We start from the raw sequence: 16,282 nt of genomic DNA on the forward strand, positions 1-16,282 counted from the left end.
TCGGGCTGCGAACGCCCGGCCACCGGCCTGCTGGTGACGATCGTGGTGCCGGCGCCTACGGTATGACCTCGGGATTCTTGACGACCGGCGCCCACCGGCTCGCCCACCGGTCACGCAGCGCGGTGAACGCGGCGTCGTCGAGGCCGTAGGTGGTGACGATCACGTTCACCGGCGTGGCCTCGGAGTTGGCGAGGTCGGCGCCGACCGAGATGAGATGGCCTTCGGAGTCGACCAAGCTGGCGTCGTACCAGCGGGTGCCCGCGCCGACGATCTCGGCGACCTGCGGCCCGGTGGCCTCACCTGCCAGGTACACCGTGCGGCGGCGCCCGGCCGGCTCGCGCTCCAGGAAGAAGCGGAGCTGCTCCAGGTAGAAGCGCCAACCCTCGGCGACCCCGTCGTACAGCTCTTCCCAGCTCGCGCCCGCCACCTCGGGCACCACCAGCCGGACCACCGTACGCGGGCCGTGGGCGGTCAGGGTCAGCTCGCTGCCGTCGTCGAAGGCCACGCGGTCCGGAGCGTGCGGTTCGGACTCGGCGATGAAGGACCGGATCTCGTCGTCGAATCCCGCGGCGGGTCGGGCGGGGCCGCTGTGGCTCGCGTCATAGTCGTAGCCGAACCACTCGTGCAGCCCTTCGGCGGTGCTGATGGCCCGCCATGCCGCGTCTTGCGGTGCGTTGACGGTCAACTCGACGATGGGGCGCTTCTTGCCGTTCATGACGTACCCTCCGAGTTCTCCGGGCTCTCAGGATCTTGCAACCTCTGACGGGCGGGATGGCCTCCGATGATCACGCGGTAGCGAGGCGCCTGGGGGGAGTCGTAGGAGGCGACCAAGTCGGCCACCCGCGCGGCCAGGTCGGTGGCGAAGCGGTTGATGTCGGCCGGCTCGGCGAAACCCACGTCGGTCTCGATGCTGAAGGTGACCAGCCGGGTGCCTTCCGCGGCGGCCTCCTCACGCATCTCGGCCACCTCGCCGAATGCGCGGGCGGTCATGGCCAGCAGCGTGTCGGACGCGAAGCGGTCCAGCTCGCCGGGGGAAGGCGAGCCGACCACCTCCGGCGCGACCACCACGGTGTGCGCGGTCGCGCGCACCACCCGTTCCTTGCGGCCGCGCCGCTGGCGCAGCTCCACCAACTCCACCAGCCCTAACTTCTCCAGCTCACGCAGGTGGTAGTTGATGCGCTGCCGGCTCTCGCCCAGCCGGGCGGCGACCGCCGTCGCCGACCCCGGCTCACGTAGCTCCTCCAGCACCCGTCGGCGCAGCGGCGACAGCGCGCCGCGGACGACATCGACCTGCCCGCTCATGGAGCCCATCCTCGAATTGAAAAACTGGTTTGTCAATTGCCTTCGACCTATTTGACAAACAAGTTTTCCAACACCCATCGTGACGCCTGCGTCTGACGGCGGGAGGGGATCGGAGCCGGGGCGCACCGATGAGTTCCGGCTCGTTCGGCGGTCATAGCCCGGAACGGTCAGTTCTGATCCGGCGGAGGAGCAGCATGGTGATCATCGCGGGGCACATCGTCGTCGACCCGGAACAGCGCGAGCGCTATCTCGCGGACTGCGTGGGCATCGTGGAGTCGGCCCGCCGTGCACCCGGCTGCCTGGAATTCGCCATCAGCGCGGACCTGGTGGATGCCGGCCGCATCAACGTCTTCGAGCGCTGGGAGTCGCGGCCGGCGGTCGAGGCGTTCCGCGGCAGCGGCCCCGACGACTCGCAACGCGCTGCGATACTCGCCGCCTCGGTGGCCGAGTACGAGGTCACGGACGTCCGCTCGCTGACCTGAACAGGTCAGCGGAGGCGCGCTGGGACCGGGGTAGTGCTACGTCCACCGGCGTCTCTCGCCCCAGCGCCCGTGTGTGAAGATCCTCGCGCCGGTTGGATCGGCCCAACGGCGGCCGGGTCGTCATCGACGGCACCGACCTCGGCACGCCGACGGAGAAGGAGCTGACGCTGCTGCGCCGTGAGCGGGTCGGGTTCGTCTTTCAGTCCTTCAACCTGGTCTCCGCCCTGACCGCGGAGCAGAACGCCGATCATCGGCGCGGTCGTCGGCACCTGCCTCCTGCTCGTCGTCGCCGCCTCGGTCGTCCCGGCCGGAACGGCGCTGCGGTCGCCCCGCCCGTAGCGCGCTTCTGCGCGTGCGGTCGATGTGGGCTGTCGCGGAGGCGATTCGCGGTCTGCGCCACGACGGTGACGGCGCCCTCGGTCCGCCAGCGTCTCCTTGGATCAAGGGCAGGTGGTTCCCGCGGACGGCAGCCGGCGCTCGGTGACGTACTTGCTGACGTGGTCGATGACGCAGGGGTTGGCCATCGCGCCAAAGAGGTTGTGGCCGGGGCCGTCGTGTTCGATCGTGCGGCTGCCGGGGATCTGCTCGACGACCCGGCGGGTGGAGTCGTAGTCCTGCCAGGTGCCCGCGCCCAGCATCGGCGGCAGCGTACGCGGCATCGGCTTGGGCGGGTTGGTCACCGGAGTCGGCCAGCCGGCGCAGGTGAGTGGCAGGTGCCAGGCGAGGGGGAAGGCGGCGCCGGTGTTGGGGGCGATCGCGCGCAGCCGCTTGACCGTGCGCGCGACGTCCTGCCGAGTGGCCGGGCGCGGGAAGTCCAGGCATTCCTTGACCCCGCCGCCGGGCAGGCCCGGGTACGGCTGGCTGCTCGACAGCGCGAAGCCGGAGGCGTCGCCCTTCTCGGCCGCTGTGACCGCTGCCAGGACGTCGGCCCAGCGTGCCGGGCCGGGCCGGAGCTTGACGAAGGCGAGCGACTGCAACTGCGTACCGTCGTAGCGGGCGTCGGCCTTCGGGGCGGGGATCGGCTCGCGGTCGGCCTTGGCGATCAGCGCCCGCCAGCGTTTCTCCGTCCCGGCGGGCGCCCAGGCGAAGAAGCGGTCCATGAAGAGTTCGTTCTGGCGGGCGATGGTGTCGAGTCCGCGTTCCCAGTCGCGCAGGCTGTGGTTGCCGGTGCCGTCGACGTACATCGTGCGCACGCGGTGCGGGAAGAGCCGGGCGTAGGACTGCGCGATCGTTCCGCCGTACGACAGGCCCAGGAAGTTCATCTCGTCCTCGTCGAGCGCCGCGCGGATGGCGTCGGCGTCCCTGGCGTCGGAGGCCGCGTCCATGTGGTCGAAGAGCGCCGGATCGGTGTCGCGGCACTTTTCGCCCCTGGCCTTGTTCGCCGCGACGAGCCGGTCGAACGCGGCCTTGTCGGCGGGGAACGCCGGAGTGCGCATGAATCCCCAGTCGCACTGGAGCACCGCGCCGCTGAGCCCGGGATAGCCTCGCGGGTCCCAGGTCACGACGTCCATCGACGCCCGGATCTTGTCGAAGATCTGGGTACGTGAGCCCAGCGAGGCGATCTGGTAGCCCTGCGGGCCGCCGAAGTTGACCAGCACGGAGCCCTTCTTGGCGCCGGTGGCGGGCAGCCGGGCGATCTTCAGGGTGATCTTCCTGTCGCTCTTGGGCGACAGGGCGACGGACAGGCCCGCGCACTGGAGTTCGGGCGCGTTCGCGATGGGGCAGGCGCTCCACTGCGGGGACGGCTGCGGCGCCTGGGCGCTGACCGGCGCCGAGAGGACGGCCAGCGCCAGGAATGTCTTGAGCATGCGCAGCACGTTAGGAGTCGCGGGCGGCCGGGGTCTGCCCGCGAAAGTCAGCGGTGGGTGTTCACCAAAGTTGACTATGAGTCCCGCCAGGGGCGATGAGTAGGGTGATTCCCATGTCCAGGTATGCGCTCGTCCCGGCTGTCGTCGTCGCGGACACGGCGCTGCTGTGGTTGGACGGGACCCGGGGTTGGACGCTCGCCGCGTACGCGGTGGCGACGGCGCTCGCCGTGGCGGCGATGCATCGCCTGCCGTTCGCGGCCTTCCTCGCGGCGCTGACGCTGGCGGTGCTGACCGGCGGGTCGCTGGCCCTGCTGGCCTGCACCGGTTTCCAGGCCGGGCACCGCATCTCCGCGCGAAGAGACGCGCTGGTGACGGCGGGCGCGCTCAGCGCGTACGTGTGCGTCCTCCTGCTGGCCGCGCAGCGGTCCCCCGGCGTCGAGGATCCATGGATCAGCTTGGCCCGCGTCGTCGTGCTGACCGTGCTGCCGCTACTCGCCGGCCGGTACGTCGCCCAGCAGCGCGAGCACCTGCGCCGGGAAAGGGCTCTCATCGCCGAACAGGAACGGCTGCGCGAGCGGCTGCGCATCGCGCACGACATGCACGACTCGCTCGGCCATCTGCTCAGTCTGGTGTCCGTGCAGGCCGCCGCGCTGGAGGTGGGCCCGTTGCCCCCCGACCAGCGGCGGGCGGTGGGCGGCCTGGCCGACACCGCCCGTGCCGCCGCGGCCGAACTCCACGAGGTGGTCAACGCGCTCCGCAACCATGATGCCCCCGGCCTGGCCGACATCGACGACCTCGTCGCCCGGTCCCGGGCCGCGGGCGCCATGGTGACGATCGAGACGTCCGGCGAGGCGGCCCCGCTCACCGATCCGAGTGCGTCCCATGCCGCGTACCGGGTCGTCCAGGAAGGGGTGACCAACGCGGTCAAGCACGCGTCCGGCTCGCCGATAACGGTGACACTCGACTGGCAACCCGACGCTCTCCTGATCTCCGTGGCGAACCCGATGCCCCGCCGTCCCCCGTCCTCCGTCGGAGGCGGCGGCGGCGGCCTGCACGGGCTGACGGAGCGCGTCGCCACGGCCGGCGGGCTGCTGCGAGTCCATCCGGGACCGCACGCGTTCCGGCTGGTCGCGATGCTCCCTCTGGTGCCGGTCCGCGTGGGGGCCGCCTCGTGATCAGGACGTTGGTCGCCGATGACGAACCCCTCATCACCACGGGCATCCGCACCGTCCTGGAGTCGGCTTGCGACATCGAGGTGGTGGCCACCGCGAGCGACGGACGCGAAGCGGTGCGGGCCGCGCGCCGGCACCGGATCGACGTCGCGCTCCTGGACCTCGCGATGCCGGTGATGGACGGCCTGGACGCCGCCGCCGAACTGACCGGGACGCGTGTGGTGCTGCTCACCGCTTTCGGCGAGGAGGGCAACGTACGACGGGCGGTTCGGCAGGGCGTGTCCGGGTTCGTCCTGAAGACGTGCGCCCCGGACGAGTTGATCCGCGCGGTCCGTGCCGCTCACGCCGGGCAGGCGTACCTGTCGCCGGCTGTCGCCCGCCAGGTGCTCGACATGGTGGCGCCGGGCGACGACGAGCGCGGACGCGACGCCGCCCGCCGGCTGGCCGCCCTCACCGCGCGCGAAGCCGACGTCCTCGCCCTGGTGGCACAGGGCCTGTCCAACGCCCAGGTGGCTCGGCGCGTCCACATGACCGAGGCCAGCGTCAAGACCTACGTCAGCCGCATCCTCGCCAAGCTGAACTGCACCAACCGGGTGCAGGCGGCCCTGCTGCTACGTGACGCGCCGTTCCCCACCTGATGCCGTCCGCCCCTCCCCTCCTCAGGGGCGGAACGCCTTGAGCGTGAGGTCCACGAGGGCGTCGGCGTACTCGGGCGTGAGCGGCCCCGAGCGGTGCAGCCAGCGCTGGTAGAGGGGGGCGTAGAGCAGTTCGAGCACCAGGTCGAGGTCGGCGTCCGCGGCGATCTGGCCCGCCCGTTGCGCGCTGCACAGCCGTGCCTTCTTGGCCTCCTCAACAGGACCGGCCAGCTTTTCGCGGTATTGGGCGGCGAGGTCGGGATCGTTGATGATCTCCGCGTTGAGCGCCCGGATCGGCGCCTCGAAGTCCGGATCGGCGAACTCGGTGACGGTCGCCCGCATGACGAGTTTGAGATCGGCCTCGATGTCGCCCGTGTCGGGGAGCATCATCTCTTCCTGCCGGCCCGCCTCACTGAGCGCCAGAAAAGAGTCGAAGACCACGGCCGCCTTGGACCGCCACCACCGGTAGATGGTCTGCTTGCCCGCGCCCGCCCGAGCGGCGATGGCCTCGATCGAGACGTTGGCGTAGCCCACCTCTGAGATCAGCTCGCGCGTGGCCTTGAAGATCGCCTGCCGGGACTGTTCGCTGCGGCGGGCGGGGTTCGGCTTCCTGGCGATGGACATGCGGGTGAGGATAGCAGAACTACGAGACGAGACGGTCCGTCTTGACATGGCGAAGGGGGTGACTGCAAGATTGAGGCCACAGGACGGCGAGACGCAACGTCTCGCCATGGTTGATGATCTCAAGGAGGTGAAGGCCGTTGACGACCGCCCGAGTATGGTTCATCACCGGCGCGTCCCGGGGCCTGGGCAGGGCATTCGCCGAGGCCGCGCTGGCCGCGGGAGACCGGGTCGTGGCCGCCGCCCGCAATGTCGACCCGCTCGCGGAGCTGGCCGAGGAGCATCCGGACAGCCTCGTACGGCTGCCGCTCGACGTCTCCGACCGCCAGGCCGTACAGGAAGGGGTGGACCAGGCGGTGGCGGCCTTCGGCAGGCTCGACATCGTGGTCAACAACGCCGGCGGACTGCTGTACGGCATGGTGGAGGAGGCCACCGAGGAGCAGATCCGGGCCCACCTCGACGTCAACCTCTTCGGCGCGATCTGGGTCGCCCAGGCTGTCGTCCCGCACCTGCGGAAGCAGGGTTCCGGGCACATCCTCCAGGTCACCTCGATGGGCTCCGGGGGCGGTTTCGCCTCCGTCGGGTTCTACGGAGCGGGCAAGTCGGCGCTCGACTCGGTCAGCCAGGCGCTGGCGATGGAGGTCGACTCCTTCGGCATCAAGGTCACCATCGTGCAGATGGGCGGCTACAACACCGGGCTGTTCACGACGGGCACCACGACGACGCAGGCTCATCCGGCCTACGGGCCCCTGCGGGTCAAGCTGGCCGAGATGTGGGGCGAGGACGCCGGCCCCGACCCGGCCACGGCCGCTCCCGTCATCATGGAACTGGTCGACCTGCCGAATCCGCCGCTGCGGCTGATCGTCGGCAGCAACTCCTACGACCTCGTCCAGCAGATGGACCAGGCCCGTACCGAGGAATACCGCGCCTGGGAGCACCTCAGCCGCAAGGCACTCGGCTGACCGGTGAGCCGCGGAGGCCCTGTGTCCACGCATCGCCCTGGCCGGCACGAACTCGGCCAGAACTTCCTCACCGACCGGACCACGATTGACACCATCGTCGACCTCGTCGCGCGAACCCACGGATCGATCACCGAAATCGGCACCGGAGACGGTGCGCTGACCCTGCCGCTGCAGCGGCTGGGCAGACATCTGACCGGAATCGAGATCGACAACCGCCGGGCCGTACGGCTGGCACGGCGCACGAACCGATCGACCACGATCGTCAACGCGGACTTCCTGCGCTACAAGGTGCCCACAACGCCCCATGTACTCGTCGGCAACCTCCCCTTTCACGAGACGACCGCGATGCTCCGCCGGATCCTCCGTTCACCCGGATGGACCGATGCCGTCCTGCTCGTTCAATGGGAGGTCGCCCGCCGCCGCGCCGGAGTCGGCGGCGCGACGATGATGACGGCGCAGTGGTGGCCGTGGTTCGAGTTCGCTCTCATCGGCCGGGTCCCCGCCGCGGCCTTCCGCCCGCGACCGAGTGTCGACGGTGGCTTGATGACGATCACCCGCCGGGCGCGCCCGCTCGTCGAACGCCCGGAACAGGAGCGCTATCAGGACCTCGTGCATCGGGTCTTCACCGCCAAGGGACGTGGCCTTTCGCAGATCGTCGCCGCCGCGTCCCCTGAGATCCCGAGACAGCGAGTCCAGGGATGGATCAGGAAGCATCAGATCAGCCCCATGGCCCTTCCCAAGAGCCTCACCGCCGGACAGTGGTCCGATCTGTTCCGGCTTCATGACGAGTGCCGATCGTTCGCCCCAGCACGACAGACCGGCTGCCACAGATGACCCAGCCCAACTCGCCATCCGCGCCTGCACAAGAGACACCGCGAGCGTCAGGGAAGATCGCCGACAAACCCATCGCTCGCGGGTGAGGGCGAATGTCAGAATCGCCGCCATGGAGCCCGTTTCGCTGACGACACCACGTCTGCTGCTGCGTCCTCATGATTCCGGCGACGAGGACGCGGTCTTCGCCGCCTGCCAAGATCCGGGCATCCAGCGGTGGACGGACTTCCCGACACCGTACGAACGCCGACATGCGGCCTTCTACCTGGGCCAGATGGTGCCGCGTGGCTGGCGTGATGACACGATGTACCACTTCGCGGTGGAAGCCCGGGACGACGGAGATCTGGTCGCGTCCGTCAACGTGCACCGCCACCATGACACGTGGGCGATCGGCTACTGGACCGTGGCGGAGCACAGGGGCCGCGGCTACGCGGCGGAGGCGGTGCGCGCCCTGGCCATCTGGTCCTTCACCGAGTTGGGGGTGCAGCGCCTGGAGTGGCGGGCGGAGGCGGGCAATACGGCCTCCTGGGCGGTGGCGAAGAAGGTCGGCTTCGTCATGGAGGGGGTCCTGCGCGCGGCACAGACCAGCGGCGACTCGCTGAGGGACACCTGGATCGGCGCTCTCCTGCCCTCCGACCTCGGGTTGCCTTTCGCCACCCCCTACCTCGCCGCACAGGCGGACGCTCCGGCTTGACGAGTCCTGGCCGGGCAGTGGGGTTCCGGGCGCGAGGTCGGCGGCGGTTGATCGTGATTTCGACTCTCGGGACAATGGTGCAGGAGTCAGTACGCCCTGGCCGCGGATCCGGAGGAGGCGCGTGTGTCCGCGTTCGAGGCACTGCAGCCGCACGACCCACCCAGCGTGGGACCGTACCGGCTGGAGGCGCGGCTGGGCGCCGGCGGGATGGGCCGGGTCTTCCTGGGCCGGTCGCGGAGCGGGCGTGTCGTAGCGGTGAAGGTCGTTCATCCGGAGCTGGCCGCCGATCGCGACTTCCTGCAGCGTTTCACGCGCGAGATCACCCTGGCCCGTACGGTGAGCGGGTTCTTCACCGCCGGGGTGGTGGACGCCGATCCCGAAGGGACGCCGCCGTGGCTGGCGACCGCCTACGTGCCCGGCATGTCCCTGGACGAGGCCATCGGTGAGCACGGGCCGTGGCAGGAGAAGGACGTCCTCGCCGGCCGAGGCGCTGGAGTCCATCCATGCCGCGGGCGTGGTGCACCGGGATCTGAAGCCGTCCAACGTCCTGCTGGGCGCGGACGGCCCGCGGGTCATCGACTTCGGGATCTCCGTGGCCGTCGAGGGCAGCAAACTGACCAGGACCGGCGTCGCCGTGGGCACGCCGGGCTTCATCTCGCCCGAGCAACTGACGGGCGCGCCCGTGGGGCCCGCCGGCGACGTGTTCTGTCTCGGGGCGGTGCTCGCGTTCGCCGCCACCGCCACCGGGCCCTTCGGCGGCGGGTCGTGGCAGGGGCTGTGGTACCGCACGGTCCACGAGGAGCCTGATCTCGCGGCGCTCCCGCCGAGGCTGCGCTCGCTCGTGGGACGGTGCCTCGCGAAAGCGCCCGAGGAACGGCCGACCGCCACGGCGTTGCTGGACGAACTGGCGGGCAACGTCGCGGGTGGCGGCCGGCTCGCCGAGCTGTACGTCGAGGCCAGGTGGCTGCCCGCCCCCGTCGCCCAGGTCGTACGCACTCTCGTCGCCACCCCCGCGCCGCTGCCTCCGCCAGAGCCGGACGATGCCGCCACCCCCGAAACCGCCGCAGCCTCCACAGCCGCCGCGGAGGGGCGAACGGTCGCCGACGCGCCGGAGGTTCGGCCGCCCGGGTCGCCGTTGAGGGCCGCTGCCGCGGCGGCGGCCGCGAGACGAGGCGCGGCCACCGCGGCGCGCCCGTCCGGCCAGAACACCATGTCCGCTCGGAACACCATGTCCGCTCAGAACACCATGTCCGGCCGGAGCGCTCCGACCCGTCCGGCCGCTCATGCCCACAAGAAGACTCTGTACCACCGGAGCCCTCTGGCCGAGCAGGCCCTGCGCAGGGTCAGGTCACGGACCACGATGCTGATCATGATCGCGATCCCGCTCGTCATGCTGGCTGTGGCCATTGCCGACGCGCTGACGGGTTGACGGCCCGGCCGTCCACCGCTCTCAGCGGACGGTCCCGTTCCACTGCCAGCGTTGTCTGCGGGCATGACCGGGCAACTCGGCGCGGCCGGTGCACCACAGGAGGATCTCGGCCGCGTCCTCGCCGTCCGGAGCCTCGGGGAAGAGGCGGCGCAGCGCGGGGGCGCACAGGTGCTCCGGCGGCCGCCAGTCGAGCCCGAGCGCGCGGCTGATGTCCATGCCGTGGACGAGCAGTTCGACGACTCCCATAGAGGCGAAGCCGGGGCCGTCGGAGTGGCCCCACGGATGCCAGGCGCGTACGTCGCCGTCGGCCTCCCGTACGGCGGAGGCCAGGATGTTCGCCGCGATCCCGATCCCTTCCAGGCACTCGGGGATGTCAGCCTGGGGGTCGAGCGAGGCGAAGAGGGTGATGTACCGGCCGGGGGGACGGGCGATGAGCAGACCCGCGTAGCCGACGACGCCCAGGGCGATGTGGTCGAGTGTGGCCCTGCAGGTCCATTCCAGCCCTGCGGCGTTGCGCGTCCAGTCCTGGTTGGCGCCTTTCTCAAGGATCGCGGTGGTTTCGTCGGCCGCCTCGAGGACGAGCGCGGCCCAGCCCGCATTGTTCATGCGCTGGGCGCCCTGAAGTGGTCGATGATGCGGGCGTAGCTGTCGAGGGCGTGGCCGCGGCCGACCGCCTCGGTGATGAGCTTCTCGGTGTACTCGGCCAGGGTCGCGTCGATGCCGCGTATCCGGCTCTCGTGGATGAGGTGCCGGACGGGCGGGACCTGGGTCTCCAGCGTGGCGTCCTCGGCGGCGTAGGAGCCCGCGTCGATCTGGGGTGCGTACGCCGTCAGGAACGACGCCACGCCCTTGAGCCAGTCCGTGGCCATCGGCACGAAATCGGTCGCCGCGATCTTCTCACTGTCCATGAGCGCCGCGGCGTGCATGAACCCGTTGAACGTCGACCACATGATCCCGAGCAGCGCGACGTCGTAGAGAGAGGGAAGGCCGACGTCGGAACTGACGAGCGTGGTGCCGCCGCCCAGCACCGAGAGGGTCTTCTCGTGCGTCTCGTACAGTGACGGCGAACCTCCGTACAGGATCGCCGTGTCCGGCGCACCGATGCCCGGAGGGGTCATCATGATCGCCCCGTCCAGGTATTCGGCCCCGAGCCCCGCCGCCCATGTGGCCATCGCACGCGCCTCGTCGGACGCGCCCGACGTGAGGTTGACCAGGACGCGGCCGGACAGCGCGGCTTCCGCCGGGGCGAGCAGCTCGCGTACGGCGTCGTAGTCACGTACGCAGATGACGACGAGCGGGGCGGCGGCGATGGCGGCGTCCACCGTCGGGGCCTCGCTCGCACCGGCCTCGACCAGGGCCTGCGCCTTGCCCGGGGTACGGTTCCAGATGGTCGTGGGGTGGCCGGCGGCCACGAAGGCGGCGGCCAGTGCCCGGCCCATCAGCCCCATGCCGATGACCGTGACGGGAGTTCCTGCCATGTCGATCTCTTCCTGTCCGTTTCAAGAGGTGGCGGTGCACCACGATGACAGCGCGGGACGGCGCCGGAAACTGGCAGGAGTGCCGACATTCACCAAATTGCTGCCATAGAGTGGGCGCATGAGTGCTGGTTCCGTCGCGCTGGTCGTGATCGACGACACCATCTCGATGTGGGACATGTACGAGCTGGGCATCGCCACGGCGGTCTTCGGCATCTCCCACACCGATCTCGTGGACCCGTGGTACGACCTGCGGCTCGTCGGGATGCGCCCGGGGACGTCCTCGTCGGCGCCGGGGTTCACGTTGAACGCGCCGTACGGGATCGAGGAGCTGGACCGCGTCGACACGGTGATCGTCCCGGTGGTGCCGGAGGCGTACATGCGCGGCGACCTCGAGCTGCCCGAGGAGCTGCTCGACGCTCTCCGCCGGGCCGGCGCCGCGGGAGCGCGGCTGGTCTCGCTCTGCAACGGCGTGTTCGCGCTCGCCGCCGCCGGACTCCTCGACGGCCGCCCCGCCACCGCGCACTGGGAGCACACCCAGGAGCTGGCCGAGCGGTACCCGAAGGTGAAGGTCGACGATTCGGTCCTGTACGTCGACGACGGCGACGTGCTCACGAGCGCCGGGCTCAGCGGCGGTCTCGACCTGTGCCTGCACATCGTCCGCCGCGACCTCGGCGCGCAGGTGGCCAACCAGCTCGCCCGCCGCCTCGTGGTGCCCGCCCACCGGCCGGGCGGCCAGGCCCAGTTCGTCGAACGCGCCGTCGCCGTGACCGACGACGGCATCGCCCCCGTACTGCACTGGGCCCTTGAGCACCTCGACCGTCCGCTCACCGTCGACGACCTGGCCGCCCACGCCGGGATGAGTGTGCGCAGCTTCCACCGCAACCTCCGGGCGGCGACCGGCACGAGCCCGATGAAGTGGCTGCTCCATCAGCGGCTCGCCCGCGCGCAACTCCTCCTGGAGACCACCGACCTGTCCATCGAGCAGATCAGCGAACGCAGCGGACTCGGCAGCGCGAACAACCTCCGCCACCACTTCGCCGCGCACCTTGGAGTGGCGCCCACGGAATACCGGCGAGCCTTCCCCTGCCCCGCGCCCGAACCCGCTGAGCCTGTGCCTAAGCCTGGGCCTGGACCGCGAACGCCCGGTGGGACGCGTCCGAAGCTGTCGACGACGCCCGCCTGAGCGAGGCGGAGGCGGGCGAGTCGCGGCTGCTCACGCGTTCGGTTACCGCTCCGTCCACCCCTCGTCCGTGCTGTCCCCAGGAAGCACCCACACCGGCACGTCAGGCCGGGTCATCGCCCGCAGCAGCGTCGTCTTGCCGGTCGTCTTCGAGACACGGTAGATCGCCATCCCGGTCCTGGTCTTCGACCGGACGATCAGGCGACCCGCCTGATCGAAGTCGACGTCGTCGATGTACTGCCCGCTCGGCAACCCCACGGCCACCGTACGGCTCACCTTGCCGGTGCGCGCGTTGAACAGGCGCAGCTTGCGTTCTTTGTCCGTCGTGCCGACCACCACCGCCGCCGCGGCGTAGTCGTTCGCCAGCGCGTCCACCGGCTTCTTCAAGCCCACCCGGACCCGCAGCTTCCGGTCGAACATCGCCGGGCCCTTTCCGTCCCACAGCAGCACTCGCTTGCTGTCCGGGGTGAATCCCATGAAGACCCACTCATACGTCACCCCGGGACGATCCAACCTCTTACCCGTCGGCACATCGGCAAGGACGCCCAACCCCGGCCCCGAAGTGCTCGTGACCACGAAACCGCCGTCGTTCGACACCAACGGCCACTCCTCGTTGATCGTGAACGCCGTGTAGCTCCGCGACACCACCCTTTCCTTACCGTTCAGGGTCCGCTCGACGAACCGGCCATCCGACTTCCGGAAATAGAGAAAATGCCGCCCATCCCCACTGACCAGGAACGCCGCCCGCGAACCCGGGTTGACCGCATCGGCCGGCGCCTTGGCGAGCGCCTCCGGCACCTTGACCACCTTTCCATCGGTCAACACCAGCTCCCAGCCCTGCGTTCGTTGCGCATACGCGATCGTGACCGGCGCGACCGCCGCCGCGGCAGCAGGCTGTCCAACGGGTGCTACGGCGGTCAGAAGGAGTGCAACGAGAGCCATACGGAATTTCATGCCTCATGAGATGCCAGAAGTTCCCAGAAGGTTGCCGAATGTCCCGACGGAGTTCCCTCCGCTGCCGTGACGGCGTCGGCGTGCGCAGTCAGGGTGCGAGTGGTAGGCGTGGGCATGGCGATCTCCTGATTTCCGCATGATTACCGGCGTGCCTATATGTAGACCATCGGTATATATTGATCACATGAGACAGATGCACGCGGGCTCGGGAGGCATGGCATGAACCCGCTGGCGGCACGCTATCGGCGCCTCCTGGCCTGCTACCCGCGTGAGCACCGGGCGCGGCACGAGCAAGAGATGATGAGCGTGCTGCTGGCGGGGGCGCGGCCGGGGCAGACCCGCCCGGATCCGGCCGACGTGGCCGACCTGCTGTGGGGTGCGCTGCGCGTGCACGGGCGGCGGGCGTTCGGGCCGCTCTCCGCACCCGCCTGGCGGGACGGGCTGGCGGTCGCCGTGGCGCTGTGGCCGTTCCTGATCCTGGTCAGCGTGCTGGCGACCGAGTTCGTACTGGCCGCCGAGTCCCTGCGGATCCGCGGCGTCGCCGCCGTGGTGGAGAGGCCGACCTGGATCCCGTTCGTGGCCGAGACGGTCGTCATCGCGGCCCTGCCCGTGCTGGCCGTGCTCCTCCGTCGCTGGTGGATCGGCGTACTCGGCGCGGTCGCGTTCGCGCTCTACGTCTACCGGGCCGGTCACCCGTACCTGCTGGAGTTGGACACGCTGATGTTCCCGGACCCCGGCCCCGTCCTGCTGGCCGAGGTGTCCGCGCTCGTCATCGCCTTCGTCCCCGCGGCGCACCGGGCCGTCGCGCTCATCCCCAGGCGCGCCGTCCTGCTGTGGGGGGCGCTCGCGCTGGTCGGACTGGCCGCCGGCAAGGCCATTGTGCGCTGGGTGAACGTGATGGTCCACCACGACAGCCTGACCTGGGCAGCCGTGCCATGGTTGGTCGTGGTGGCGCTGACGGCCGGATACGCGTGCCGGTCGGTCGTGGGGCGACGGGCGGCGCTGCTGCTGTTCCTGCCCGCGGCAGCCCTCGGAACCCTCGGAGGCCCGCCCTTCATGTCGGCCTCCGCGGCCCTCACACAGATCGGCTGCGCAGCCCTGGCCTTCACCGCCATGGCCGCCCTGGCCTGGCGCCGGAGCCGTCCGGCCGCTCCGGCGACTGATCACTGAAGATGACGGGCAGGCGCCTCTACTGGATCGGGACCTGAAGGTCGCCGAAGCTGGCGATCTTGACGTTCAGCGTGGTGGCCGTCTCGGGCAGCGCGAACAGGCTCCAGAACTCGCGTTGCCGGCCCGAGGCCGCGAGCAAACCGATCAAAGGGATGGCGATCCGGGAACCCATTTAGCACATAATGCCGCATTTATATCGTGATCGTGTGAATTGCGATGACGGTCCGCGATCACATACGCGGGGCCGCGGCGAAACAGGCTCGTACCGATCAGCAGGAGCCGCCACCGTCCGATGCGGCGGCTCCTTTGTGGGTGCCGTCCAACCGGGTGGCCCGGATGCGTGATGCCGCGACCGACCAGATGATCGCGTAGGAGATGGCGAGGGCGCCGAGGAGACGCGTGGTATCGGTCATGCCGACGGTCACGGCCATGGGTGCGACGGCGAGTGTCGACACCCCCTGGAACGCCGACGCGAGGCTGAAGACGAACACCATGACCCGTCCGCGGATGTGGTCGGGTGTCGCCAGTTGCAGACCGTTGAGGGCGAGGATCGCGCACGCGCCCACCCCGATGTGGCCCACCAGGGCCGCGGCCATCGCCGGGCCGAGGCTGGTGCTGTGGGCGAGGAGCAGATATCCCAGGCCGAAGACGGCCAGGGCCGCCGCGGCCACGTACAGCCGCCGACGGGTCGAGCCGCCCGTGAGCCATCTGCCCAGGAAGGGCCCCAGTACGGCGCCGAGCCCTTGCGCAAGATACAGGGCGCCGACTCCCGCATCGCCGACCTGAAAGCGATCGAGGGCGTAGAGGGGCAGGAGTCCGACCATTCCGTAGCAGAGACGCAGCCCCGCGGTGAGCCACAGCAAGGCCGCCACCACCGGAGCGGTTCGCAGAAAGCGCCATAGCTCGGTCGTATCGGCTCTCATCCGCAGCCGACGCGTCGTCACGGCGCTGGAGAAGGGCCGCTTGATCCTCGCGACGAGCAGCGCGGAGAGCACGAACGAGGCGCCGTCGATGAGCAGGGTGGCCGAGGTGCCCCATGCCGCGGTGACCACGCCTCCCAGACCGGCGCCGACGAGCAGGCCGGCCGAGTACAGGCTGCCCAGCACGGTCTGGGCCAGTGGCAGATCCTGGCTGGTGACGAGGTTCGGCAGCGCGGCCTCGGGGATGGGGCCGGCCACCGCGGCGAACAAGGAGAGCGCGGCCAGGCAGCCCAGCGCCAGCGCCACGGAACCGGCGTGAAAGGCGATCAGCAGGCCGATGACCGGCACGACCGAGCCCAGGTCGCACGCGACTCGAAGGCGTTGCCGGTCGAAACGATCGGTGAGCGGGCCGATCAGCGGGAACAGCACCACTCCTGGAAGGGAGTGGATCGCGAACAACAGCGCCGTCAGCCCTGGCGAGCCGGTGTGCTGGTAGACGAACCCGCTCAAGGCGACGAAGGTGAACCAGTCGCCTGTCAGGCTCAGCGCGCAAGCACCGATGAGGCGGCTGAAATCGGCGTTGCCCCGTAGCAACGCGAAGAGGTTTCCGGAAGATCGACGGTATGCGGACAGCACTCGGTGAC

18 protein-coding genes are annotated in these 16,282 nt (G+C 70.1%); 9 read left to right on the plus strand and 9 right to left on the minus strand.

What is annotated here, in order from left to right:
• Positions 1 to 55: 55 nt before the first annotated feature.
• Both ABD844_RS23465 and ABD844_RS23470 read right to left on the minus strand, forming a co-directional pair.
• Positions 56 to 715: an SRPBCC family protein gene (locus tag ABD844_RS23465; RefSeq protein WP_344881691.1), complete on the minus strand. Its 660-nt coding sequence runs from the start codon at positions 713 to 715 to the stop codon at positions 56 to 58.
• Positions 712 to 1,302: an ArsR/SmtB family transcription factor gene (locus ABD844_RS23470; RefSeq protein ID WP_344881694.1), complete on the minus strand. Its 591-nt coding sequence runs from the start codon at positions 1,300 to 1,302 to the stop codon at positions 712 to 714. Before ABD844_RS23470 ends, ABD844_RS23465 begins: the two co-directional genes overlap by 4 nt.
• 194 nt (positions 1,303 to 1,496) lie before the next feature.
• On the opposite strand from ABD844_RS23470, the gene ABD844_RS23475 reads away from it, so the two are divergent.
• Positions 1,497 to 1,784, plus strand: a complete 288-nt coding sequence (locus ABD844_RS23475) for a putative quinol monooxygenase (protein WP_344881697.1) — start codon at positions 1,497 to 1,499, stop codon at positions 1,782 to 1,784.
• A gap of 440 nt (positions 1,785 to 2,224) precedes the next feature.
• Here ABD844_RS23475 and ABD844_RS23480 read toward each other — a convergent pair whose 3' ends face one another.
• The gene (locus ABD844_RS23480; RefSeq protein ID WP_344881700.1) at positions 2,225 to 3,592 is read right to left on the minus strand and encodes an alpha/beta fold hydrolase; all 1,368 of its coding nucleotides are present in this window, start codon (positions 3,590 to 3,592) and stop codon (positions 2,225 to 2,227) included.
• Between the two features lie 113 nt (positions 3,593 to 3,705).
• Between ABD844_RS23480 and ABD844_RS23485 the strand changes: the two genes are divergently transcribed.
• Both ABD844_RS23485 and ABD844_RS23490 read left to right on the plus strand, forming a co-directional pair.
• The gene (locus ABD844_RS23485; RefSeq protein WP_344881703.1) at positions 3,706 to 4,767 is read left to right on the plus strand and encodes a sensor histidine kinase; all 1,062 of its coding nucleotides are present in this window, start codon (positions 3,706 to 3,708) and stop codon (positions 4,765 to 4,767) included.
• Positions 4,764 to 5,402: a response regulator transcription factor gene (locus ABD844_RS23490; RefSeq protein WP_344881706.1), complete on the plus strand. Its 639-nt coding sequence runs from the start codon at positions 4,764 to 4,766 to the stop codon at positions 5,400 to 5,402. Before ABD844_RS23485 ends, ABD844_RS23490 begins: the two co-directional genes overlap by 4 nt.
• Before the next feature lie 21 nt (positions 5,403 to 5,423).
• Here the strand turns inward: ABD844_RS23490 and ABD844_RS23495 are convergent, their stop codons facing one another.
• Positions 5,424 to 6,023, minus strand: a complete 600-nt coding sequence (locus ABD844_RS23495; protein ID WP_344881709.1) for a TetR/AcrR family transcriptional regulator — start codon at positions 6,021 to 6,023, stop codon at positions 5,424 to 5,426.
• 137 nt (positions 6,024 to 6,160) lie between these two features.
• On the opposite strand from ABD844_RS23495, the gene ABD844_RS23500 reads away from it, so the two are divergent.
• The 4 genes from ABD844_RS23500 to ABD844_RS23515 all read left to right on the plus strand — a co-directional run bounded on the left by ABD844_RS23500 (position 6,161) and on the right by ABD844_RS23515 (position 9,936).
• Positions 6,161 to 6,982: an SDR family NAD(P)-dependent oxidoreductase gene (locus ABD844_RS23500; protein WP_344881712.1), complete on the plus strand. Its 822-nt coding sequence runs from the start codon at positions 6,161 to 6,163 to the stop codon at positions 6,980 to 6,982.
• A gap of 21 nt (positions 6,983 to 7,003) precedes the next feature.
• Entirely contained in the window at positions 7,004 to 7,816 is an 813-nt protein-coding gene (erm, locus tag ABD844_RS23505) for a 23S ribosomal RNA methyltransferase Erm (protein WP_344881715.1), read from the plus strand.
• A gap of 109 nt (positions 7,817 to 7,925) precedes the next feature.
• Positions 7,926 to 8,507 (plus strand): GNAT family N-acetyltransferase, encoded by a 582-nt coding sequence (locus ABD844_RS23510; RefSeq protein WP_344881718.1) that lies wholly within the window; start codon positions 7,926 to 7,928, stop codon positions 8,505 to 8,507.
• Between the two features lie 442 nt (positions 8,508 to 8,949).
• A complete protein-coding gene (locus tag ABD844_RS23515; RefSeq protein WP_344881721.1) occupies positions 8,950 to 9,936 on the plus strand; it encodes a protein kinase domain-containing protein in 987 nt (328 codons plus the stop codon).
• A 21-nt stretch (positions 9,937 to 9,957) separates the two neighbouring features.
• Here the strand turns inward: ABD844_RS23515 and ABD844_RS23520 are convergent, their stop codons facing one another.
• Both ABD844_RS23520 and ABD844_RS23525 read right to left on the minus strand, forming a co-directional pair.
• Complete coding sequence (locus tag ABD844_RS23520; RefSeq protein WP_344881724.1) at positions 9,958 to 10,542, minus strand: maleylpyruvate isomerase N-terminal domain-containing protein; 585 nt, start codon at positions 10,540 to 10,542, stop codon at positions 9,958 to 9,960.
• Entirely contained in the window at positions 10,539 to 11,414 is an 876-nt protein-coding gene (locus ABD844_RS23525) for an NAD(P)-dependent oxidoreductase (protein ID WP_344881727.1), read from the minus strand. Before ABD844_RS23525 ends, ABD844_RS23520 begins: the two co-directional genes overlap by 4 nt.
• A gap of 118 nt (positions 11,415 to 11,532) precedes the next feature.
• On the opposite strand from ABD844_RS23525, the gene ABD844_RS23530 reads away from it, so the two are divergent.
• Positions 11,533 to 12,597, plus strand: coding sequence for a GlxA family transcriptional regulator (locus ABD844_RS23530; RefSeq protein WP_344881730.1), 1,065 nt, complete (start codon positions 11,533 to 11,535; stop codon positions 12,595 to 12,597).
• 42 nt (positions 12,598 to 12,639) lie between these two features.
• Here the strand turns inward: ABD844_RS23530 and ABD844_RS23535 are convergent, their stop codons facing one another.
• Complete coding sequence (locus ABD844_RS23535) at positions 12,640 to 13,548, minus strand: hypothetical protein (protein ID WP_344881733.1); 909 nt, start codon at positions 13,546 to 13,548, stop codon at positions 12,640 to 12,642.
• Positions 13,549 to 13,767: 219 nt separating this feature from the next.
• Between ABD844_RS23535 and ABD844_RS23540 the strand changes: the two genes are divergently transcribed.
• Positions 13,768 to 14,718 carry a hypothetical protein gene (locus ABD844_RS23540; RefSeq protein WP_344881735.1) on the plus strand — a complete coding sequence of 317 codons (951 nt, stop codon included), beginning with the start codon at positions 13,768 to 13,770 and terminating at the stop codon, positions 14,716 to 14,718.
• A 19-nt stretch (positions 14,719 to 14,737) separates the two neighbouring features.
• On the opposite strand, the gene ABD844_RS23545 is transcribed toward ABD844_RS23540, so the two are convergent.
• A complete protein-coding gene (locus tag ABD844_RS23545; RefSeq protein ID WP_344881738.1) occupies positions 14,738 to 14,890 on the minus strand; it encodes a hypothetical protein in 153 nt (50 codons plus the stop codon).
• Between the two features lie 97 nt (positions 14,891 to 14,987).
• Complete coding sequence (locus ABD844_RS23550) at positions 14,988 to 16,274, minus strand: MFS transporter (RefSeq protein WP_344881742.1); 1,287 nt, start codon at positions 16,272 to 16,274, stop codon at positions 14,988 to 14,990.
• Positions 16,275 to 16,282 lie beyond the last annotated feature (8 nt).

Source organism: Nonomuraea antimicrobica (assembly GCF_039536965.1).
Lineage (GTDB): Bacteria > Actinomycetota > Actinomycetes > Streptosporangiales > Streptosporangiaceae > Nonomuraea > Nonomuraea antimicrobica.